Origin of the sequence: Dyella monticola (assembly GCF_003363155.1) — a bacterium.
In the GTDB taxonomy this organism is placed as follows: Bacteria; Pseudomonadota; Gammaproteobacteria; order Xanthomonadales; family Rhodanobacteraceae; genus Dyella_B; species Dyella_B monticola.
Genome location: NZ_QRBE01000014.1, coordinates 64,870 through 82,397 on the forward strand (window position 1 = coordinate 64,870; position 17,528 = coordinate 82,397).

General features: G+C 61.2%; 11 protein-coding genes. 2 read left to right on the forward strand and 9 right to left on the reverse strand.

Features of this window, described 5'->3' with window-relative positions:
* Position 1 precedes the first annotated feature (1 nt).
* Together DWU98_RS18455 and DWU98_RS18460 are read left to right on the forward strand one after the other, a co-directional pair.
* Entirely contained in the window at positions 2-1,414 is a 1,413-nt protein-coding gene (locus tag DWU98_RS18455) for a mannose-1-phosphate guanylyltransferase/mannose-6-phosphate isomerase (RefSeq protein ID WP_115497045.1), read from the forward strand.
* Between the two features lie 137 nt (positions 1,415-1,551).
* The gene (locus tag DWU98_RS18460) at positions 1,552-2,703 is read left to right on the forward strand and encodes an alkaline phosphatase family protein (protein WP_115497046.1); all 1,152 of its coding nucleotides are present in this window, start codon (positions 1,552-1,554) and stop codon (positions 2,701-2,703) included.
* A 216-nt stretch (positions 2,704-2,919) separates the two neighbouring features.
* Here DWU98_RS18460 and DWU98_RS18465 read toward each other — a convergent pair whose 3' ends face one another.
* From DWU98_RS18465 to DWU98_RS18505, 9 genes are all read right to left on the reverse strand, one after another.
* On the reverse strand, positions 2,920-3,594 hold the full coding sequence (locus DWU98_RS18465; protein ID WP_115497047.1) for an O-methyltransferase: 675 nt from the start codon (positions 3,592-3,594) through the stop codon (positions 2,920-2,922).
* Positions 3,595-3,715: 121 nt separating this feature from the next.
* Positions 3,716-5,866 carry a S53 family peptidase gene (locus DWU98_RS18470; RefSeq protein WP_147293366.1) on the reverse strand — a complete coding sequence of 717 codons (2,151 nt, stop codon included), beginning with the start codon at positions 5,864-5,866 and terminating at the stop codon, positions 3,716-3,718.
* Between the two features lie 584 nt (positions 5,867-6,450).
* A complete protein-coding gene (locus DWU98_RS18475; protein ID WP_115497049.1) occupies positions 6,451-8,871 on the reverse strand; it encodes a TonB-dependent siderophore receptor in 2,421 nt (806 codons plus the stop codon).
* Between the two features lie 131 nt (positions 8,872-9,002).
* Positions 9,003-9,998, reverse strand: coding sequence for a FecR family protein (locus DWU98_RS18480; protein WP_115497050.1), 996 nt, complete (start codon positions 9,996-9,998; stop codon positions 9,003-9,005).
* A complete protein-coding gene (locus DWU98_RS18485) occupies positions 9,998-10,522 on the reverse strand; it encodes an RNA polymerase sigma factor (RefSeq protein WP_115497106.1) in 525 nt (174 codons plus the stop codon). Before DWU98_RS18485 ends, DWU98_RS18480 begins: the two co-directional genes overlap by 1 nt.
* Before the next feature lie 4 nt (positions 10,523-10,526).
* Positions 10,527-11,513 carry a VirK/YbjX family protein gene (locus tag DWU98_RS18490; protein ID WP_147293367.1) on the reverse strand — a complete coding sequence of 329 codons (987 nt, stop codon included), beginning with the start codon at positions 11,511-11,513 and terminating at the stop codon, positions 10,527-10,529.
* Between the two features lie 169 nt (positions 11,514-11,682).
* Positions 11,683-13,152, reverse strand: a complete 1,470-nt coding sequence (locus tag DWU98_RS18495; protein ID WP_115497107.1) for an efflux transporter outer membrane subunit — start codon at positions 13,150-13,152, stop codon at positions 11,683-11,685.
* A complete protein-coding gene (locus DWU98_RS18500) occupies positions 13,149-16,325 on the reverse strand; it encodes an efflux RND transporter permease subunit (protein WP_115497052.1) in 3,177 nt (1,058 codons plus the stop codon). Before DWU98_RS18500 ends, DWU98_RS18495 begins: the two co-directional genes overlap by 4 nt.
* Positions 16,322-17,458, reverse strand: coding sequence for an efflux RND transporter periplasmic adaptor subunit (locus DWU98_RS18505; protein WP_230474933.1), 1,137 nt, complete (start codon positions 17,456-17,458; stop codon positions 16,322-16,324). The genes DWU98_RS18500 and DWU98_RS18505 overlap by 4 nt, the downstream gene beginning before the upstream one ends.
* Positions 17,459-17,528: the final 70 nt, after the last annotated feature.

The window sequence follows — 17,528 nt, forward strand, 5'->3', positions numbered from 1 at the left end:
CATGCTTATCCCCTTGATCCTCAGCGGCGGCAGCGGTACGCGCCTATGGCCGGTCTCGCGCAGAAACCTTCCCAAACAGTTTCTTTCCCTGAGCGGTGACGGCACGCTGTTCCAGCAGACGGTCGCGCGTACGCAGAAGCTGCCGGAGGTGACCGCGCCGATCGTCGTCGCTAGCGAAGATCATCGCTTCCTCGCCGCCGATCAATTGCTGGAAGCGGGTGTGCAAGGCGCCACCATCCTGCTCGAACCCATGGCCCGCAACACGGCCCCGGCGATCGCCCTGGGCGCGATGAAGGCGATCGAGCGCAACCCCGACGCCCTGCTCCTGGTGCTCCCCGCCGACCACCTGATCGGGGACACGAAAAGCTTTATGGCCGCCGTGCAACAAGCCCTCCCCGCCGCGCGCGATGGCTGGCTGGTCACCTTCGGCATCCGCCCGGACCGCCCCGAGACCGGCTTCGGCTACATCCGCCGCGCCGAATCGATCGGTAGCGATGCTTTCCGCGTGGAGCGCTTCGTGGAGAAGCCCGATCTGGCCACCGCCGAGGGCTACGTGCAAGACGGCGGCTATGACTGGAATTCGGGCATGTTCCTGTTCAAGGCCGCCCGCTATCTGGAAGAGCTGGGCCAGCACGCACCGACGATGCTGGCCGCGGTGCGCGAGGCGTATGCCACCGGCCGCAGCGATCTGGATTTCGTGCGCGTGGACGCCGAGGCCTTTGCCAAGGTGCCGGATGATTCCATCGACTATGCGGTGATGGAAAAAACGGCGCGCGCCGCGGTGATTCCGGTGAGCTGTGCGTGGAGCGATATCGGCTCCTGGTCGGCGCTGTGGCTGTCGGGGCAGCACGATGAGCAAGGCAACCAGCGTGAAGGGGACACACTCACCGTCAACACGCGCAATTCGCTGCTGCGCTCGCACGATCGCCACATGATCGCCACCGTCGGCGTCGATGACCTGATCGTGGTCAGCACGCCCGACGCCACCTTGGTTGCGCACCGTAACGCAGCGCAAGATGTGAAAAAGGTGGTCGATCAATTGAAGGCATCGGGCCGCACGGAGCATTCGTTCCATCGCGTGGTGCACCGTCCCTGGGGCAGCTATGACTCACTCGAAGCGGGCGGCCGCTTCCAGGTGAAGCGCATCGTAGTCAAGCCGGGCGCCAGCCTCAGCCTGCAAAAGCATCACCATCGTGCCGAGCACTGGATCGTGGTCTCCGGCACTGCCGAGGTGACCTGCGACGAGAACGTGTTCCTCTTGGCGGAAAACCAGAGCACCTATATTCCGCTCGGCAGCGTGCATCGCTTGCGCAACCCGGGCAAGGTGCCGCTGGAATTGATCGAAGTGCAGTCGGGCAGCTACCTGGGCGAGGACGATATCGTCCGCTTCGACGACGTCTACGGTCGCGCCTGACCTGCCAACCTCTGGGCGCTGATCGCGCCACTTCCGATCCGCACGGTACCTCTGCGACTTGATCCCAGCGCAGAAGATGGTTGCAATAGTCGTTGCGCCTTGCATTGCGCAGGCGCGAAGACTGAAGGAACCTGCGGATGCCTTGCCTGTTTAATCGCTTCAACACCCCTCGCTCGCTGCTGCGCGCACGAGTCGCCCTTATCGCGCTGATCGCCATGCTGGGCGTGTCGTTCGGCTGCATGGCTGCCACGTCAACACTGCCGCCGGTGCGGCACGTTTTCATCATCATGCTGGAGAACGAGTCCTACGACATCACGTTCGGTCCGCAGTCGATCGCGCCTTACCTCGCGCATGAACTGCCAAAGCAAGGCGCGTTGTTGTCCGGCTACTACGGCGTGGGCCATTACAGCCTGGACAATTACATCGCGATGATCAGCGGCCAGGCGCCGAATCCCGCCACGCAGAACGATTGCGAGATTTACGAAGAATTCGTCGCCACCGCCAAGAAGCCCGACGGCCACGGGCAATGGCCCGGCACCGGTTGCGTCTATCCCAAGCACGTGCAAACGCTCGCCAACCAGCTCACGAGCGCCAACCTCACCTGGAAGGCCTACATGGAAGACATGGGCGCCGATCCTACGCGCGAATCGGCCACCTGCGGGCATCCGACGATCGGCACGCCGGACCTCACCGAGCACGCCACGCCGAAGGACCAATACGCGACCAAGCACAACCCGTTCATGTACTTCCACGCCATCATCGATGACCAGAAGTATTGCGACGAGCATGTGGTGAACCTCGATCATCTCGCCGACGATCTCGCGCACGTCGCCACGACCCCCAACTTCACCTACATCACGCCCAACCTCTGCCATGACGGCCACGATGCGCCGTGCAAAAACGGCGAACCCGGCGGACTGATTTCCGCCGATGCCTTTCTGCGCACGTGGGTGCCGCGCATCACCTCGTCGCCGGCCTTCAAGAAAGACGGCCTGTTGATCATCACTTTCGATGAAGGCAACGACGGCACGACCTGCTGCAGCGAAAAACCATTGCCCGGCGGCCCGCAGCCGGGCGGCAAGCTTGGCCCGGGTGGCGGGCGGATCGGTGCGGTGTTGCTTTCACGCTATATCGCGCCCGGCACGCAATCGGATGTGGAATACAACCACTACAGCCTGCTGCGCACGCTGGAGAACTTCTTCCATCTCTCGCATCTGGGTTACGCGCAGGATAAAGAGTTGCATGCGTTTGGCAGCGATGTATTCACGGCGCATCCGGCGTCGAAGTAACGCTCAGCGAAGTAACACTCGGCGCGCAATACTCAGCGACGCCAGAAGCAGTCCCCTCCCCTGCTTGCAGGGGAGGGTTAGGGTGGGGTCAAGCGAGCGAAGCTCGCGTGCTGTAGACCGGCCTCGTTGAACATCGTCACCAGGTTGCTTTTACCCCGCGCCAGCCCTCCCCTACTTCGCAGGGGAGGGAGCACATTACGGTGAGACAGAAGCAGCTCAGGCTTTTGACTTCACCAGCGAGATCGAAAAGCCATCCCAACCCTTGCTGCCCACCGTCTGAATGGCGGTGGATTCGATATCGGGATGATCCGCAAGTCGATCCAGAAACGTGCGCATGCCAAGCACATCGGGATCGGTATTTTGGGGATCGGCAATCTTGCCGTGCCTGATCACGTTGTCGGCGACGATAACGGTACCGGCGCGAGACAGCTTCAACGACAACTCCAGATAATCCGGATAGGCCGGCTTGTCCGCATCGATGAAGATGAAGTCGAACGGCGGCACGCGATCGGCACGCAGGCGCGCGAGTGAATCCACCGCCATGCCGACCCTGACCGACACCACGCTCGACAACCCCGCGCGTTCGATATTGGCCTGCGCCACGTTGGCGTGGTTCGCGTCCGCTTCCAAGGTGACCAGCGAGCCATCGGCAGGCAACGCACGCGCCAGCCATATCGTGCTGTATCCGCCGAGCGTGCCGATTTCGAGGATGCGTCGGGCACCACCCATCTTCGCCAGCAGGTAGAGAAACTTACCCTGATTGTCGGCCACATTGATTGCAGGAAGCCCCGCCTTTGCGCTCGCGTCGAGGGCTTGCGCCAATACCGCATCGGAACGAACCAGACGATCACTAAAGTAGCGATCGAGAGAATCCCATTGCTGCTGATTCATGCCAGCACCCGTCGATGATCGTGAAACACAGCGATAACGATACACGTCCCTTTGTCTACGCCCAAACAAAGACGCCTCCCGGAAACCCGGGAGGCGTCAATGGCTAGCCCCAACTCATCGTCTACCAGTTCGACGCATACACCAGGTTGTAGGCGTTCAGCGAACCGATGCCGGTGGCGAAATCCCATCCTGTACCCGTGCCATAGGCCGGTGCGTACGACGAAGTGGATGTGGACAGCACGCCATACGTGCCCGATGGCTTGTAGCAGCTATGCGTACCCGTGCAGTTCACGTCCATGTCACCCTGGGTGATGTCGTAGAAGATGCACGAACTGCCCACGGTGTTGCCGTTGCTGGAGTTGCAGGTGGCGCTGCCGGAGGTGCCGTACTCGTTGCTGGCAATCGCGTAGTAGATCGGGTTCGGATTGCCCGCGCCGCTACTGAGGTTGTTGTGCTGATTAACCAACGCCTGGATGCCTGCCATGATGGGTGAAGCGAACGAGGTACCGCCCGCGCCAGCCCAACCGCTGGGCGCACCCGTGCAGGCTGCACCACCGCCGGCCGTGTTCGTGTAGCAATACACGTAGTAGTGGCCCCACACGCCATTGGCGGCGAACAGCGAAACGTCCGGAATATCGCGCACGCCATCGGATGGATTGCCGTACACCGACTGCCATGACGGCTTGGGCCAACCCGCACAGGTGCCACTCACCACACCGCTGGTGCTGGCCTTGCCGGTGGCGCAGCCGCTGGGGCCGCCGCTGCCCGAAGCCGTGGTCAGGAAGTCCGCTTTACCGGTGCTGCTGTTGCAGAAGCCGCTGGTACCGTACGTAGTGCTGTAGCCCTCGATCGTAGCGATCAACTTGCTCGCGCACGAATCGTTCCATGGAATTTCCGGGATGTACGACAAGGCCGATTCGTACGTCGAGCTGTTGGTCGAACTCCAGTAGGTGCTGCTGGTACCGGCATAGGCGTCGCCGAAATCGGTACCGCCCACCGCCACGTTGTACGGCGTGGATGCGAAGCCGCTTACGCCAATACCATGCGTGGCGTTGGTTTTATCGGCATCGCAGCTTGCCGCGCCCTCGTCACCGGAAGACACGAACACTGATACGCCCTCGGCCGCCGCACTTTCATAGGTGGAACTGTACGCGGCGTTCTGGGTCGCACCGTTTTCCGCTTCGCATTCACCGTAGCTCACGCTCCAGATCAACGGCGGCGAACCTGCCTCGAGCAGATCCTCCATCGCGATCAGGCCTCCGAACGTGGTGGTGGTGTCCTTGCACGACACCAATTCCAGCGTCGCTGCGGGCGCGGCCGCACCGGCGTATTCCACGTCGAGCTCGGCTTCGCCATCATTACCGGTAACGTCGCCCGGATTGGTGCAGCTCTCCGGATGCACCTGGCTGAAGCTGGCCGTGGGCAATCCGAACGTGGAACGGAAGGTGGTGATGTCGCTGGTTGAATACACGTTCGTATCTTCGATCAGCGCGATGGTCTGACCACTGCCTTCAACGCCCGCGCTGAACAACGAGGTGAGGTTATAGATCTTGGCCAGGTCCGCCGGCGTCACCGCGTAATACGTGCTGCCGCTGCTGGTGAACGTGTAGTCAGCATGCTGCTTGAAGTTCGTATGCGGACGGAAGTCATTCAACGAGACCACACCGCCGACCACGCCGGCAAACGCCGCTGGAATCTGCGGATCGCTCATGTTGCCGATGTGGTTTTCACCATTTACGTTGAGATGATGGATTTCCGTCGCGAACGCACTGTGCACCTGCCCGGCGCTGCCGGAGAAGTCGACCATGGTGCCGTTTTCATACACCTTGTTCACGGTGAAACCTTGCGACTTCAACCAGCCGGTGATCGCATCGATATCCATCTGGGAGGGACCATACTCCTCACCCAGCTGGGCATTGGTCAGCCATTGGTGGTAGTTGGGCGAACCCTTGGTGGTTTGCTGCTGCATCAACGCCTGCAATGCGGCCTCCCGATCGGCGGGGCGCTTCAGCAGCAAAAGCATGTGATCGATCTGGGTGGCATCGTCCACGCGACCGCGGTCGTTCGCGGCGATCGCAAAAGGTGAAACGTTGCCCTGCACGGCAACGCGATTACTGTTGCTGGGTGCTTGGGTAATTTGCGGCTTCGATAACACGCCAATGGTGGCATGACTGTTCGTCGAGTAGGCCGAGGCAAAGCCCAAGGCCAATACGGTCAACACAAGCTTGGCAGCACGCTGGCTGCCGTGACAACGCACGGATCCGAATCTCACGTTTCATCTCCCCAGGGAGTAAGTAAGAAAGGGGTGCTACGTAAAGCTGCGATGCGTCCCATTCCGGCGACGACATAGCAACGCCACGATGCACCAAACGCAAAACGACCATCACGTTCTGTTTGCGTGCGACTGAGTGTTTAGTGCTCCCATCATGGTGGTGTGTGACGCCATGACGATGAATGTGTGACATCCATCGCGTCTTCCCCTTGTGGACGCATTTCTAACATGTCAATGGGATGATCGATAGATGGCAATCATTTGATCTGCATCACAGAATTTTGTAGGCGCAAAATGTTTCGCAGCCGTCGATGTCTCGCATACACAATTTTCAATGCAAGGCATACGCGCGATAGCTGCATTTACTTCGATCCAATTTTTTGGATAGGGATTTTTCCCGGGCATTGCATCGTGATCATAGGTAGCGAAATCGCTTTTTTCGCCTGTAAAGAACGCAACAATCATTTTTCGCACGCATAGCCAGCGTTTTCGCACTCGCAATTTAGTGCGCACGCAACCGGGCCTGTCAGCGCCAGGTCATGGCGTTATCAAAAAAACGAATAACGGAAACGCCGCGAGCTGCGCTAGAAATCGACGGTTGCGCTCAACAGATAAGTACGCCGATTGCGCAGCGGCACAAAGGTTTCATCGAACAAGGGGTTCGTATCGAACACCGGGCTATAAAGATTGCGGCTGAGCAGATTCTTCACACCGAGCGTGATGCTCCAGCGCGCTGCCCGGTAGAACACATTGGTGGCCACGCTCGCCTGGCCCGGTATTTTGATGTAGGCGCTGTCATCCGGGAGCTCTCCGAGACTGGCACTGCGCGCCAGCACACCGGCTGCCACGCCAAACCCTTGCAAGAAGCTGCCCTGGAAGCGATAGCTCACCCAGAGGTTGAACCGCTGCCGCGCCTCGCCTGTTGCCGGCGTACCATCGTTGTTGTGCACCGACGCATGCGTGTAGGCCGTGCTGAGATTCAAGCCCGGCGCGAGCCGTCCGTTGAATTCGACTTCGATGCCTTTGTTGGACTGTCCAGGGCCGCTCACGATGTAATAAGGCGGCTGCAGCGAGAACACGTCATTGCTGTGGTCGAGCAGGATGCGATAAGCGGCCACGGTGAGGCGTGCGCGATCATCGAACAGGTCGAACTTGGCGCCCGCCTCGATCTGCCGCGACAGTGATGGCGGCAATGGGCGGCCGTCTTTACCAAGAAAGGTATCGGGCTGAAAACCGTTGGTCGTGTTCGCATACAGCGACATATCCGGCGCCAGCTTATAGATCAGCCCCACCTGCGGAACCCAGCGCACTCTATGCAGGTTCCACGGTGTACCGTCCGAATGAACGGTCTGCAGTTCGTAATCGGTTCGACGCCATGCGACGAGCAGCTTCCAGCGCTCGCCAAGATCCATCTGATCCTGCACGAATACAGCGCTTTCCGTGGTCCATGAATTGCCCGGGAAATAGCCGTCCGCATAGTCGGTGGCCGACAATAACGGGGCCGGCAGCGGCAACCCTCCACCGCTGAAGATGTTGTACGGCATGCCTTGTCCGTCATTGCCCAAGGCATCAAAGCCATTGCCGAGCTGAATGCGCGAATAGTCGAAACCCAGCACCGCCGTGTGCTGCATCCAGCCATGTCCAAACGTCGCCACCACATCGTTCTGCAATGTGTAGTACGCATCGGCGGAATGATAATGTTCGGGTACCGCGGTCACATCGCCCGTCGGCTGGGCGTCGCCCAGTTCCCAATCCTTCAGATCGATCGATTCCCGCACGTACTGCGCACGACTGCGAAATGTCCATCGATCGTTGAAACGATGCTCCAGCAGGTAATACAGCCGGCGCGTTTCCACTGCGGTGTGATCGTCGGGATTGTCCAGCAGGATTCCTGGCGGCGATGCCGAGCCCACCGTATCGCCAAGCAACAGCGCATGGTCGGGTATGGGCATGTGATTCATCATCCACGACAAGCCCGCGACCAGCGTCGTCTTGGATGTGGACCACCCTATCGACGGCGCCACATAGCGATTGCGCTGGCCACGCATTCCCTGCGGCGTGCGATTGGCCATATCGCCATTGAGCACCAGGCGATAGGTGAACGTGCCGCTTCGGTTCATAGGTCCGGCCAGATCCGCGCCAAGTTGCTTTTCGCCGTGTTCGCCCACCGAAAACGTAAGCTGGCGCACGGGCTCGCGCTGCGGTTTCTTCAGCACGACATCGATAAGGCCACCGAAATTGTTATAGGCCGACGTATCGCCAAGGATGGCTTGCGGTCCCTTCAATACTTCCACGCGTTCCACACCAATCATCGGTGGATAGTCGCCGACGCCCAGGACGTTGTTCGGCAAGCCGTCGGTCATGCCATTGCCGGTGATGAATCCACGCACATCGAAGATGGGCAATCCGTCCGATCCATCGATGTACTGCGCACCGGCGACGTTCTGGATGGCTTCGGCAATCGTCTGCACCTGCTCGGACTGCAGCAAATCTTGCGTGACGACGCTGACTGACTGCGGCACATCCACCGGATCGGCCATCAGGCGCTCGGGACCGCTGCTTACGTCAGCCATGAACCCCGCATCGGTGCCCACCAGGCCGATCGCCTGAATCGGAGGAAGCAGGGTTGCCGTGTTCGTGGTCGAGGCGCGCGTGGCCGGCTGGCCGGTCGCCGTCGCACGCGGACGCACCACCACCGTGCGCGCATCGACGAACGCGAAGCTCATGCCGGTGCCGTCAAGGAGTCGCGCCAGCGCCACTGGCGGCGTGAACGTACCGCTCATTGCATGCGAATGCAGTGCGTCTATCGTTTCACCCGCGGTAAGTACCTGCACATTCGCCTGCTTGCCGAACGCCATCAGTGCGGTGGCAAGAGGTTGTGCAGGTATGGCGAAATGCATGCCGACCGATTGCTCCGATGCACGAACCGGGGCCATGTAAGCACCCGTCGCGATCATCGTCAACGTCAGGCAGCCGTAAGCGGGCAGCCAGGCAAACCGGCTCATGACATGCGTTTTCTCCGCGCGAAATCATGAGTGTGACACGCCAGGTATCGATTGGCATCTGCTGCTTTCTTGGCGTCTTCTTTGCCGCCTTTCACCCACGCCCTCTTCCCAACACAGTGAGGACGTAACGCTCAGCGATGCACACGCGGCTGCGCGTCCGACAAGGTCACCCCGTTGGCTTGTTGGCTTACGCGCAAGGGAAACACATCCGGCAAGGCGGTGATCCAGCTATCGATCGCATCAATGCGGATGGAGCCGGTATAAACCAGCTTGCCCAGATCAGCATCGGCAATGTGCAGCGGTTTTTCGGTATAGCGGTTGAGGTTGGCAACCACCACATTGAGCGGCTCGTCGATAAATTCCAGGCGGTCATGACGCCAGGACGCCACTTGCTCAGGCGAAACGCTGCTGACGCTCATGCCGGAGCTCTCTGGATCGTACGACACACGCTCGCCGGCGCCCGCCTCCAACGTACCTTGCTGGTTGGCGCGACGATCGGCAATCGCCACGCGGCCCTGCGTGACTGCCACGGTAACCCGCCGGTCTGTACGACGGACGTCGAAGGCCGTTCCGATATCGCGCACGGAGACATCACCCGCATCCACCGCGAACGGATGCTGGCTGTCGTGTACCACCTCAAAGAAGGCTTCGCCGCGGCTCAAGGTGACATCGCGTTCGTCCTTCCCATATCGCACGCTCAATGTGGAGGCGGCACCCAGCGCGACCCTCGTACCGTCCGACAGGACGATGTCGCGATTCTGCCCAATACCGCTTTGATAGACCTGCGTGGCGATCTCAGGCCTGGCATGCATCCAGGCAACGTAACCGCCCCCGGCCAGCACGGCCACCAGGATCGACGCTGCCGCAGCCCACCACACACCAAGACGACGGCCGGCCGCCGTAGAAGCGGCGAATGCCTTGATCAAGCTTTGGCGCGACACCTGATCGAGCGTTCCCAAACGCTCGGCCAGATCGTTCATGCGTTCGAACGCGGCCAGATGCCGCTCGTCTTCGTTGACCCATGTCAGCCACTGCTCGACATGCTTGCCTTCGGCATCCGGCTCACGCAGCCGCACCCACCAGTCGGCGGCGGCGCTTACGATCGTGTCGTGCTTCAAGTGAGCCATCACGGTATCTCCTCTTCGTCGATGCGCGCACGGCAATGCGCCAGTGCGTTGGCAACGTGGTAACGCACCATTCGCTCACTGAGCTTCATCGCTTGCGCAACACTCGCAAAATCCCGTCCCTCGATCACATGCATTACGAACGCGCGGCTGGCCTTGGGGGGCAGCTCGCGCAATGCGTGGCGTATACCTGTCACGTGCTCCACCGCCATGGCGTGATGCGCCGGACTTTCCTCATCCATCGCCTCGTCGTGCGACTGCGCGGCGGCAAAGTCGCTGCGCACCTTATGCTTGCGCAGCTTGTCGATGGCGAGATTTCCCGCCACCCTGAAAAGATAGCTGCGCAGGGAATCGATATCCTCACGATGATCCATGGTGAGCATCCGCAAGTACGCCTCCTGCGCCACTTCTTGCGCGTCGGACAGCGAATGGAGGCGGCATTGCAAAAAAGCGATCAGCGCGCGGTTGTGCTCGCGAAACAGCGCTTCGACGTCGCTCACATGCACGGACAGCGTCACGGTATTCATACCTTCATGACCGGTGGCCAGAGCCTGCCACATTCGGGGTGGCCATGCGCGTACGCGGCGACGACGATGTCAGCGCACCGATCAGCAGGTTTTCCGCCGCTTCGCGCAACGCCTCGCGCCGACGGAAGGCAGCGCGATGGCTGCTTGGTATCTCTGCCTGCGTCTTGCGCGGCGGTAACGATGGCAACGCGTACCAGCCACCGCCGATGCGCCTGCCCTGCTGTTCTTCCCAGAACGCATCGTAATCCGAATACAGCGGCCGGCCGGTGCGGCGTAACGGGTGTGCATCGTTGCCGATCGCCACCATTCGCTCGATGCCGTAATGCCGCGCGAAGGCGTACACCAGCGACACCATGAATTGTTTGGGCCGCATACCGTGGAGGTTGCGCGTGAGCTCGCGCACCGTTTCGCGTGCGTTTTCACCGCGCGGCCCTTGCAGGCAACCAATCATGATGGTCGGCAGCTCATCCGCCACGGTAAATACAATGCTGTAGAGCGGGTTTTCATGCGCATCGCAAAGCTGCAGGCAAAGCTCGCCCTCGCAGCCCTTTGAGATGGGCCCACGCATGCATAACGTCAACACGGAGCCGTCCTTGGCTGTCAGACTCCCTAAACACGCATGCCCCATGGCGTAGACCTGTTCAAGCAAACCCAATGGCATGTGCGCGATGGCGAAGCGGTAATGCTGCAGCAGATAAGCCAGGCGGTCGCGCCGGTGCCAATGCACATTGACATAGCGGTGCATGTGGCGTTCCAGCAGGCGCGGATCACGCCGCCGGTAAGCACGCATGAACGGGGACGCGGCGATCAGCGCGAGGAAGCGCTCGTGCTGCACCGGCATGCAGGCAAAACGGACCAGGTACTTGAGCGCCGTGAGGTTGCGGCGATACCAGCGTCCGGTCCAGTCATGGCGGTGGCGAAACGAATCGCCCACGTGCGCCCACGCCTGAGGATGCCATGCCCTGGCCAGAGCACGGAGTCCATCCAGCACGGAGGGCGCCCGCACGGTCGCGCGACCAGCAGAGGGCAAGAAGGTGTCCAGCCTGCTACGCAAGACACCGGCATGAGTTTGCTGTGGCTGATTCAACGTGTTCGTCCTTGGGAAAACGGTAGCCGTTCTCTCAAGGACGTTTCAGCCCTGCGATTTTGAAATGATGCTCTCAGCGATGGGTGGTCGTCTGAGTCAGCGAGGCGGGCTGCGGCGTGCCCATGGCTTGAAATAGCGCTGCCGTATCGGCCAGGCGCGCCGCCCGCGCCTGTATGGCCGTCAGCGACGCGCTTTGCCAATGCTGTTCGCTCAGCACCCTCGATGGATAAGACACGCCACCCAGTCGATACCGCGCGTCGGTATCGGCCAGCGATTGCTGCGCAACGCTGGCCTCTTCCTGCGCCGCCTGTAGCGTCAGGGCATCCTGGCTCAATGCGGTGAGCGTATCGGCGACATTCTGGAAGGCCTCGAGCACCGTCTGCTGATAGTTCGCGATGGCCGCGTTGTAACTGGCGATGGCCGCTCTGCGCTGAGCCAGCAGCGCGCCGCCATGAAAGATCGGCTGCGTGAGCGAAACCCCGGCACTCCAGATCGAACCGGCGGGCGTGAACACCTTCGACGGCGTGAAAGCGGCCGTACCCAGCGAAGCCGACAACGAAATATGCGGAAACAGATTCGCCGTCGCCACGCCTACCTGGGCCGACGCCGCATGCACGGCCGCCGCCGATGCGAGCACATCCGGACGCTGCTGCAGAAGGTCCGATGGCACGCTCACCGGCACGTCTTCCGGCAGGTGCAAATCGGCGAGAGCCAGATTCGTCGGTGCCTGATCGGGCGTGCGCCCCAGCAGCACCGCCAGCGCATGGCGCGCACGCTGCGCCTGCGCGCGCAACGGCGGCAACGATGTATCGATGCTCGCGGCCTGTTGGCGCAGACTCAGCACATCATCCTGCGATGCCGCGCCCAGCTGACGTGCATGCTCGGTGAGATCGACTTGTTCATGCGCCAAGCTGGACAGCCGCTCACTGATGCGAAGTTGTTCGTTCAGGGAAGACGCATTGATCGCCGCGATCACGATATTGGCCGCCAGCGCGCGTTTGGCCGCATCAAATTCATAGGATTGCTGATCAACTTCGGCGGCGGCCTGCGCGATGCCATGCCGCGTGGCGCCGAACAGGTCAAAGTTGTAACTGAGCTGAAGTTGGCCTGCGTAGACATCGTAAAGATTGGTGGGCGGACCGACATCGGGAAAACCCAGCGCGCGCTGACGGCTGGTTTGTGTTCCTCCATCCAACGACGGCAGCATGCTCGAACCCACCTGTGCACGCAGCAGCTGATGCGCCGCCTCCAGCGTATGGCGTGTCGCCGTCAATGAAGGATTGTTGCGCAGGCCCTCGGCCACCCATACATCGAGCGTGGCGTTGCCGTATTCGTGCCACCATGCCGGCACGGCGCGCTCGCCCAGGCTGAAATGTTGCGCGATGCCATCCACCTTGGCGCTGTCGGCGGGCAACGCTTGCGCCGTGTAGCGCACTGGCGAAGGTGAGGCCGGTGGTTTGGCGGACGGCGCGAAGGCGCAGCCGGCCAAGACCAGCGCAGCGGCAAGCGCCGTCACGCGTAATGTGTGCGTTGCAGGCGTCATGTCGCCACCTCCGGTTCGCTTGCAGGTTCGTCGGCGCGCACGCGGAACCATGCGGCATAAAGCGCCGGCAGATAGAACAGCGTGAGCACGGTGGCCACCGTGATGCCGCCCATCAATGCCGTGGCCATCGGGCCGAAGAAATTGCTGCGCAACAGCGGAATCAGCGCGAGTACCGCCGCCGCCGCGGTCAACGTGATCGGACGGAAGCGTCGCACCGTGGCACCGACAATGGCTTCCCAACGCGGATGACCGGCACGGATATCCTGCTCGATCTGATCCACCAGGATGACCGAGTTGCGCATGATGATGCCGAACATCGCAATCGTACCGAGCATCGCCACAAAGCCGAACGGCTGGTGGAACAAAAGCAAGGCGAGAATCACCCCGATCAAGCCGAGCGGCGCAGTCAGCACCACCATGAACGTACGGCCGACGCTCTGCAATTGGATCATCAGCAACGTGAGCACGGCTACGATCATCAACGGCATCTGCGCATTGATCGAACCTTGTGCCTTGGCGTTCTGCTCGACCGATCCACCCACTTCGACGCGATAGCCAACCGGCAGATGGCTGCGGATATCGGCCAGCTTTTTGTCGATGGCGTTGGTGACATCCAAGCCCTGCGCAGCACCGCGCGTATCGGCCTGTACTGTGATCGAAGGCTGACGATCACGTTCCCAGATCACGCCGTATTCAAGTCCATAGGTGACGTGGCCGAGCTGTGCGAGCGGAATCGCCGTGCCGCTCGAAGTAGGTATGGCAAGACGCTCGATCTGATCCGGATGGATGCGATCGCCGCGGTCGCTGCGAAGATCCACCGCAATCAGCTTGTCGCGCTCGCGCAAGTGCGTCACTGTCGTCCCGGATAGATTCATCGCCAGAAAATTGGCGATGTCTTCGGAGCTGATACCCAGCTGCCGCGCTTTGTATTGATCCACGTCGAAGCGCACGGAACGCTCAGCCGGCTCGTCCCAGTCGAACTGCACATGGGCGGTGCCGGAGTTGGCCCGCATGACGTTGGCAACGTGTTCGGCGATGTCGCGCACCGTGGCGATATCGTCGCCCTCCACGCGAAACTGCACCGGAAAGCCCACCGGCGGTCCGTTTTCCAGGCGGCTGACGCGCGTGCGAACACCGCTGAAATCGCGCTGCAATTCACTGTCGAGGAAGCTTGCCAGTTGCTCGCGCTGTTTTACGTCCTTGGCGGTAATCACGAACTGTGCGAAGTTGGGCTGCGCCAGTTGCTGATCCAGCGGCAGATAGAAACGTGGCGCACCACTGCCGACAAAACTCACATAACTGGCGATATCCTTTCGCCCCTTGATGACCGCCTCCAGGCGCTGGGTTTCGCGCAGCGTTGCCGCATACGAGGCGCCTTCCGGCAAGCGCAGATCCACCAATAGTTCCGGACGATCGGAACTTGGGAAAAACTGCTTGGGAACCAGCGCAAAGCCGGCCAGCGCCACGATGAACAACGCGACGGTCGAGACCAGCACCCACCAGCGATAACGCAGACACCTATCCAGCCAGCGTCGAAAGCGACGATAGAACGTCGTGTCGTAAATTTCGATCTCATCGCCGTTATGCACCACTGGCACCGCTTTTGCGGCGCGCGCATCGTTCCAGCGCCTGGGCAGAAAGCGTGCCCACCACTCCTGGCCCGGTTCGGCACGCTCGTGGTGCTCCGGCAACATGTGATAACCCAACAGCGGAATCACGATGACCGCGGCCAGCCATGAAACCAACAGCGCAATGGCCGATACCTCGAAAATCGAACGCGTGTATTCGCCCGTGCTCGATTTGGCCAGCGCGATCGGCAAAAAGCCCGATACCGTCACGAAGGTGCCGGTAAGCATGGGGAACGCCGTGCTGGTGTACGCAAACGCGGCCGCCCGCACGCGCCCCCAGCCTTGCTCCAGTTTCACCGACATCATCTCCACCGCGATGATCGCGTCATCGACCAGCAGCCCGAGCGCCAGCACCAGCGTGCCCAGCGATACCTTGTGCAGACCGATGCCAAACATGTCCATGCACAGCGCGGTGGCCGCCAGCACGAACGGGATGGAAATCACCACCACCATGCCCGTGCGAAAGCCCAGGCTGAGCAGGCTCACCAGCAACACGATCGTTACCGCTTCGGCTACCGATTCCAAAAAGTCATCCACCGAGTGCGACACCGCATGCGGCATGCTGGTGATTTCCGATAAGGTCAGCCCCGCCGGCAAGCGCTTTTGCAGCGAACCGACGGTTGCGCCAAGTGCCTTGCCGAGCTGGATGACGTCGCCGCCAGGTTGCATGGTGACGCCGACGCCAAGCACTTGCTTGCCCATGAAGCGCACGGCTTCGCTGGGCGGGTCGTCATAGCCGCGCCGTATCGTGGCGATGTCGCCGAGGCGAAAACTCTTGCCGTTGATATGCAGCAGGGTGTTGGCCAGTGCATTGATGTTTTCGAACTGCCCACTGGGGCGCACGAACACGCGATCATCGGCCGTGGTCAGCACACCGGTGGACGCCACCGCATTCTGTTCGTTGATCGCCTGGCCGATCTGCTGCGGACTGATGCCGAGCTTGGCCAGCGTCGCGTTCGCGATATCGATGTAGATGTGCTGATTCTGATCGCCGAAGTAATCGACTTTGGCAACACCAGGTACACGCAGCAGTTCCACGCGCAACTGATCGGCATAATCGTGCAGCTGCGCCGGGGTATAGCCATCGCCTTGTAGCGCGTAGATGTTGGTGTAGACGTCGCCGAATTCATCGTTGAAGAACGGTCCCTGCACGCCTTGCGGTAATTGCGTGGCGATATCGCCCACTTTCTTGCGCACCTGATACCAGGTTTCGGGCACCACGGAAGCCGGGGCGGAATCCTTGATGTTGAAGAAGATCAACGATTCGCCGGGACGCGAGTAGCTGCGCAGGAAGTCGATCTGTGGCGTTTCCTGCAACTTGCGTGCGATGCGATCGGTCACCTCCTCCTGCATCTGCTTGGCCGTGGCACCCGGCCAGAACGTCTGGATCACCATCACTTTGAAAGTGAAAGGCGGATCTTCCGACTGCGACAGATGCTTGTACGAAAGCAACCCGAACAGCGCGATCAGCGCCATCAGAAAGAACACCAGCGACTGATGCCGCAGTGTCCACGCGGAAAGATTGAAGCGCTCCTCGTGGCTCATTGCGGCGCATCCTCAGGATGCGGGGGCGCGATCGGTGACACCTTTTCGCCCACGGAAACCGCATGCACGCCCTGCATGACGATGCACTCACCGGCGTTAAGTCCAGCGGAAAGGAGTACGTCCCGTTCGCCATAGCGCGCGACTATGACCGGGCGCAGCTCAAGTGTCGAATCGGTGGGACGCACGACCCACACAGCAGGCCGCTCACCCTGGTGAAACAGCGCCGTCGCAGGAATCGAAACCATGGCCAGCGCAGACTGGTCCGTCTGCAAGGTGACATCGGCGGTCATGCCCAGTTGCAGCGCCGCGTCCGCGCGTTCGACCTGCACTTTCACCAGGTACGTGTGCGAGGAGACATCTGCGGCCGGTGCGATCTCGCGCACATGAGCTGCGTAACGATGGCCCGGCAATGCGGGCAGCGTAACGATGGCCGCCTGCCCCAACGTGATGCTGCCGACACGGCTTTCCGGTACATCCACGTCGATCTCGCGTTCACCCGACCACGCAAAGCCGAATACTTGCTGGCCGGCCGCGAGCACCTGTCCCACTTCGGCCTGCCGGCTGGTGATCACACCATCGTGATCGGCCATCAAGCTGGTGTAGCGCAGCTGATCTTGCGCCAACGCGTATTGCTGACGCGCCTGATCGCGGCCACCCAGCGCGGAAGCGTAGTTATCCTGCGTCTGTTGCCACTGCAGCTGACTGATGAGGTTTTGCTTGAACTGCGCGTCATCGCGATCGCGCTGCTGCGTGGCGAACACGAGGCGATGCTCCGCCGCATCCAACGCCGCCTTGGCGGCGGACATCTGCTTGTTCGCATCGGCGGGATCGAGTTGCGCTAGCAGCTCCCCCTGCTTCACCCGCTCGCCCGGATCGACACGGCGCGACACGAGCTGGCCGCTTACGCGAAACGACAGCGGCATCTCATAGCGGGCGTGCACATCGCCGGGAAATCGACCGGCCATCGCGCCATCGGCTGCCTTTACGGGAAACGCGATCACCGGCGCGGCGGCATTCGCTTCAGGCGCTTTGTGCCCGCATCCGGCCAGCGCCAGCAGGGCCACGGCCACCGCACAAGGTAGCCACGCGTGCCGCGCCAACGTGCGCAGCTTGGGGAAAAGTGGAGAACTCACGGACCGCTCCTGGGGATGGACGGGGGCATTGCAAATACGGGATCGAACTCTAATTCATATCAGAATTGAA

What these genes read in the sequence shown, in the direction of transcription:
- DWU98_RS18475 (WP_115497049.1), bottom strand. Translation starts at nt 8,871, where the DNA reads ATGAGCCGGTTTGCCTGGCTGCCCGCTTACGGCTGCCTGACGTTGACG.
- DWU98_RS18480 (WP_115497050.1), bottom strand. Translation starts at nt 9,998, where the DNA reads ATGGCTCACTTGAAGCACGACACGATCGTAAGCGCCGCCGCCGACTGG.
- DWU98_RS18495 (WP_115497107.1), bottom strand. Translation starts at nt 13,152, where the DNA reads ATGACGCCTGCAACGCACACATTACGCGTGACGGCGCTTGCCGCTGCG.
- DWU98_RS18500 (WP_115497052.1), bottom strand. Translation starts at nt 16,325, where the DNA reads ATGAGCCACGAGGAGCGCTTCAATCTTTCCGCGTGGACACTGCGGCAT.
- DWU98_RS18460 (WP_115497046.1), top strand. Translation starts at nt 1,552, where the DNA reads ATGCCTTGCCTGTTTAATCGCTTCAACACCCCTCGCTCGCTGCTGCGC.
- DWU98_RS18465 (WP_115497047.1), bottom strand. Translation starts at nt 3,594, where the DNA reads ATGAATCAGCAGCAATGGGATTCTCTCGATCGCTACTTTAGTGATCGT.
- DWU98_RS18455 (WP_115497045.1), top strand. Translation starts at nt 2, where the DNA reads ATGCTTATCCCCTTGATCCTCAGCGGCGGCAGCGGTACGCGCCTATGG.
- DWU98_RS18485 (WP_115497106.1), bottom strand. Translation starts at nt 10,522, where the DNA reads ATGAATACCGTGACGCTGTCCGTGCATGTGAGCGACGTCGAAGCGCTG.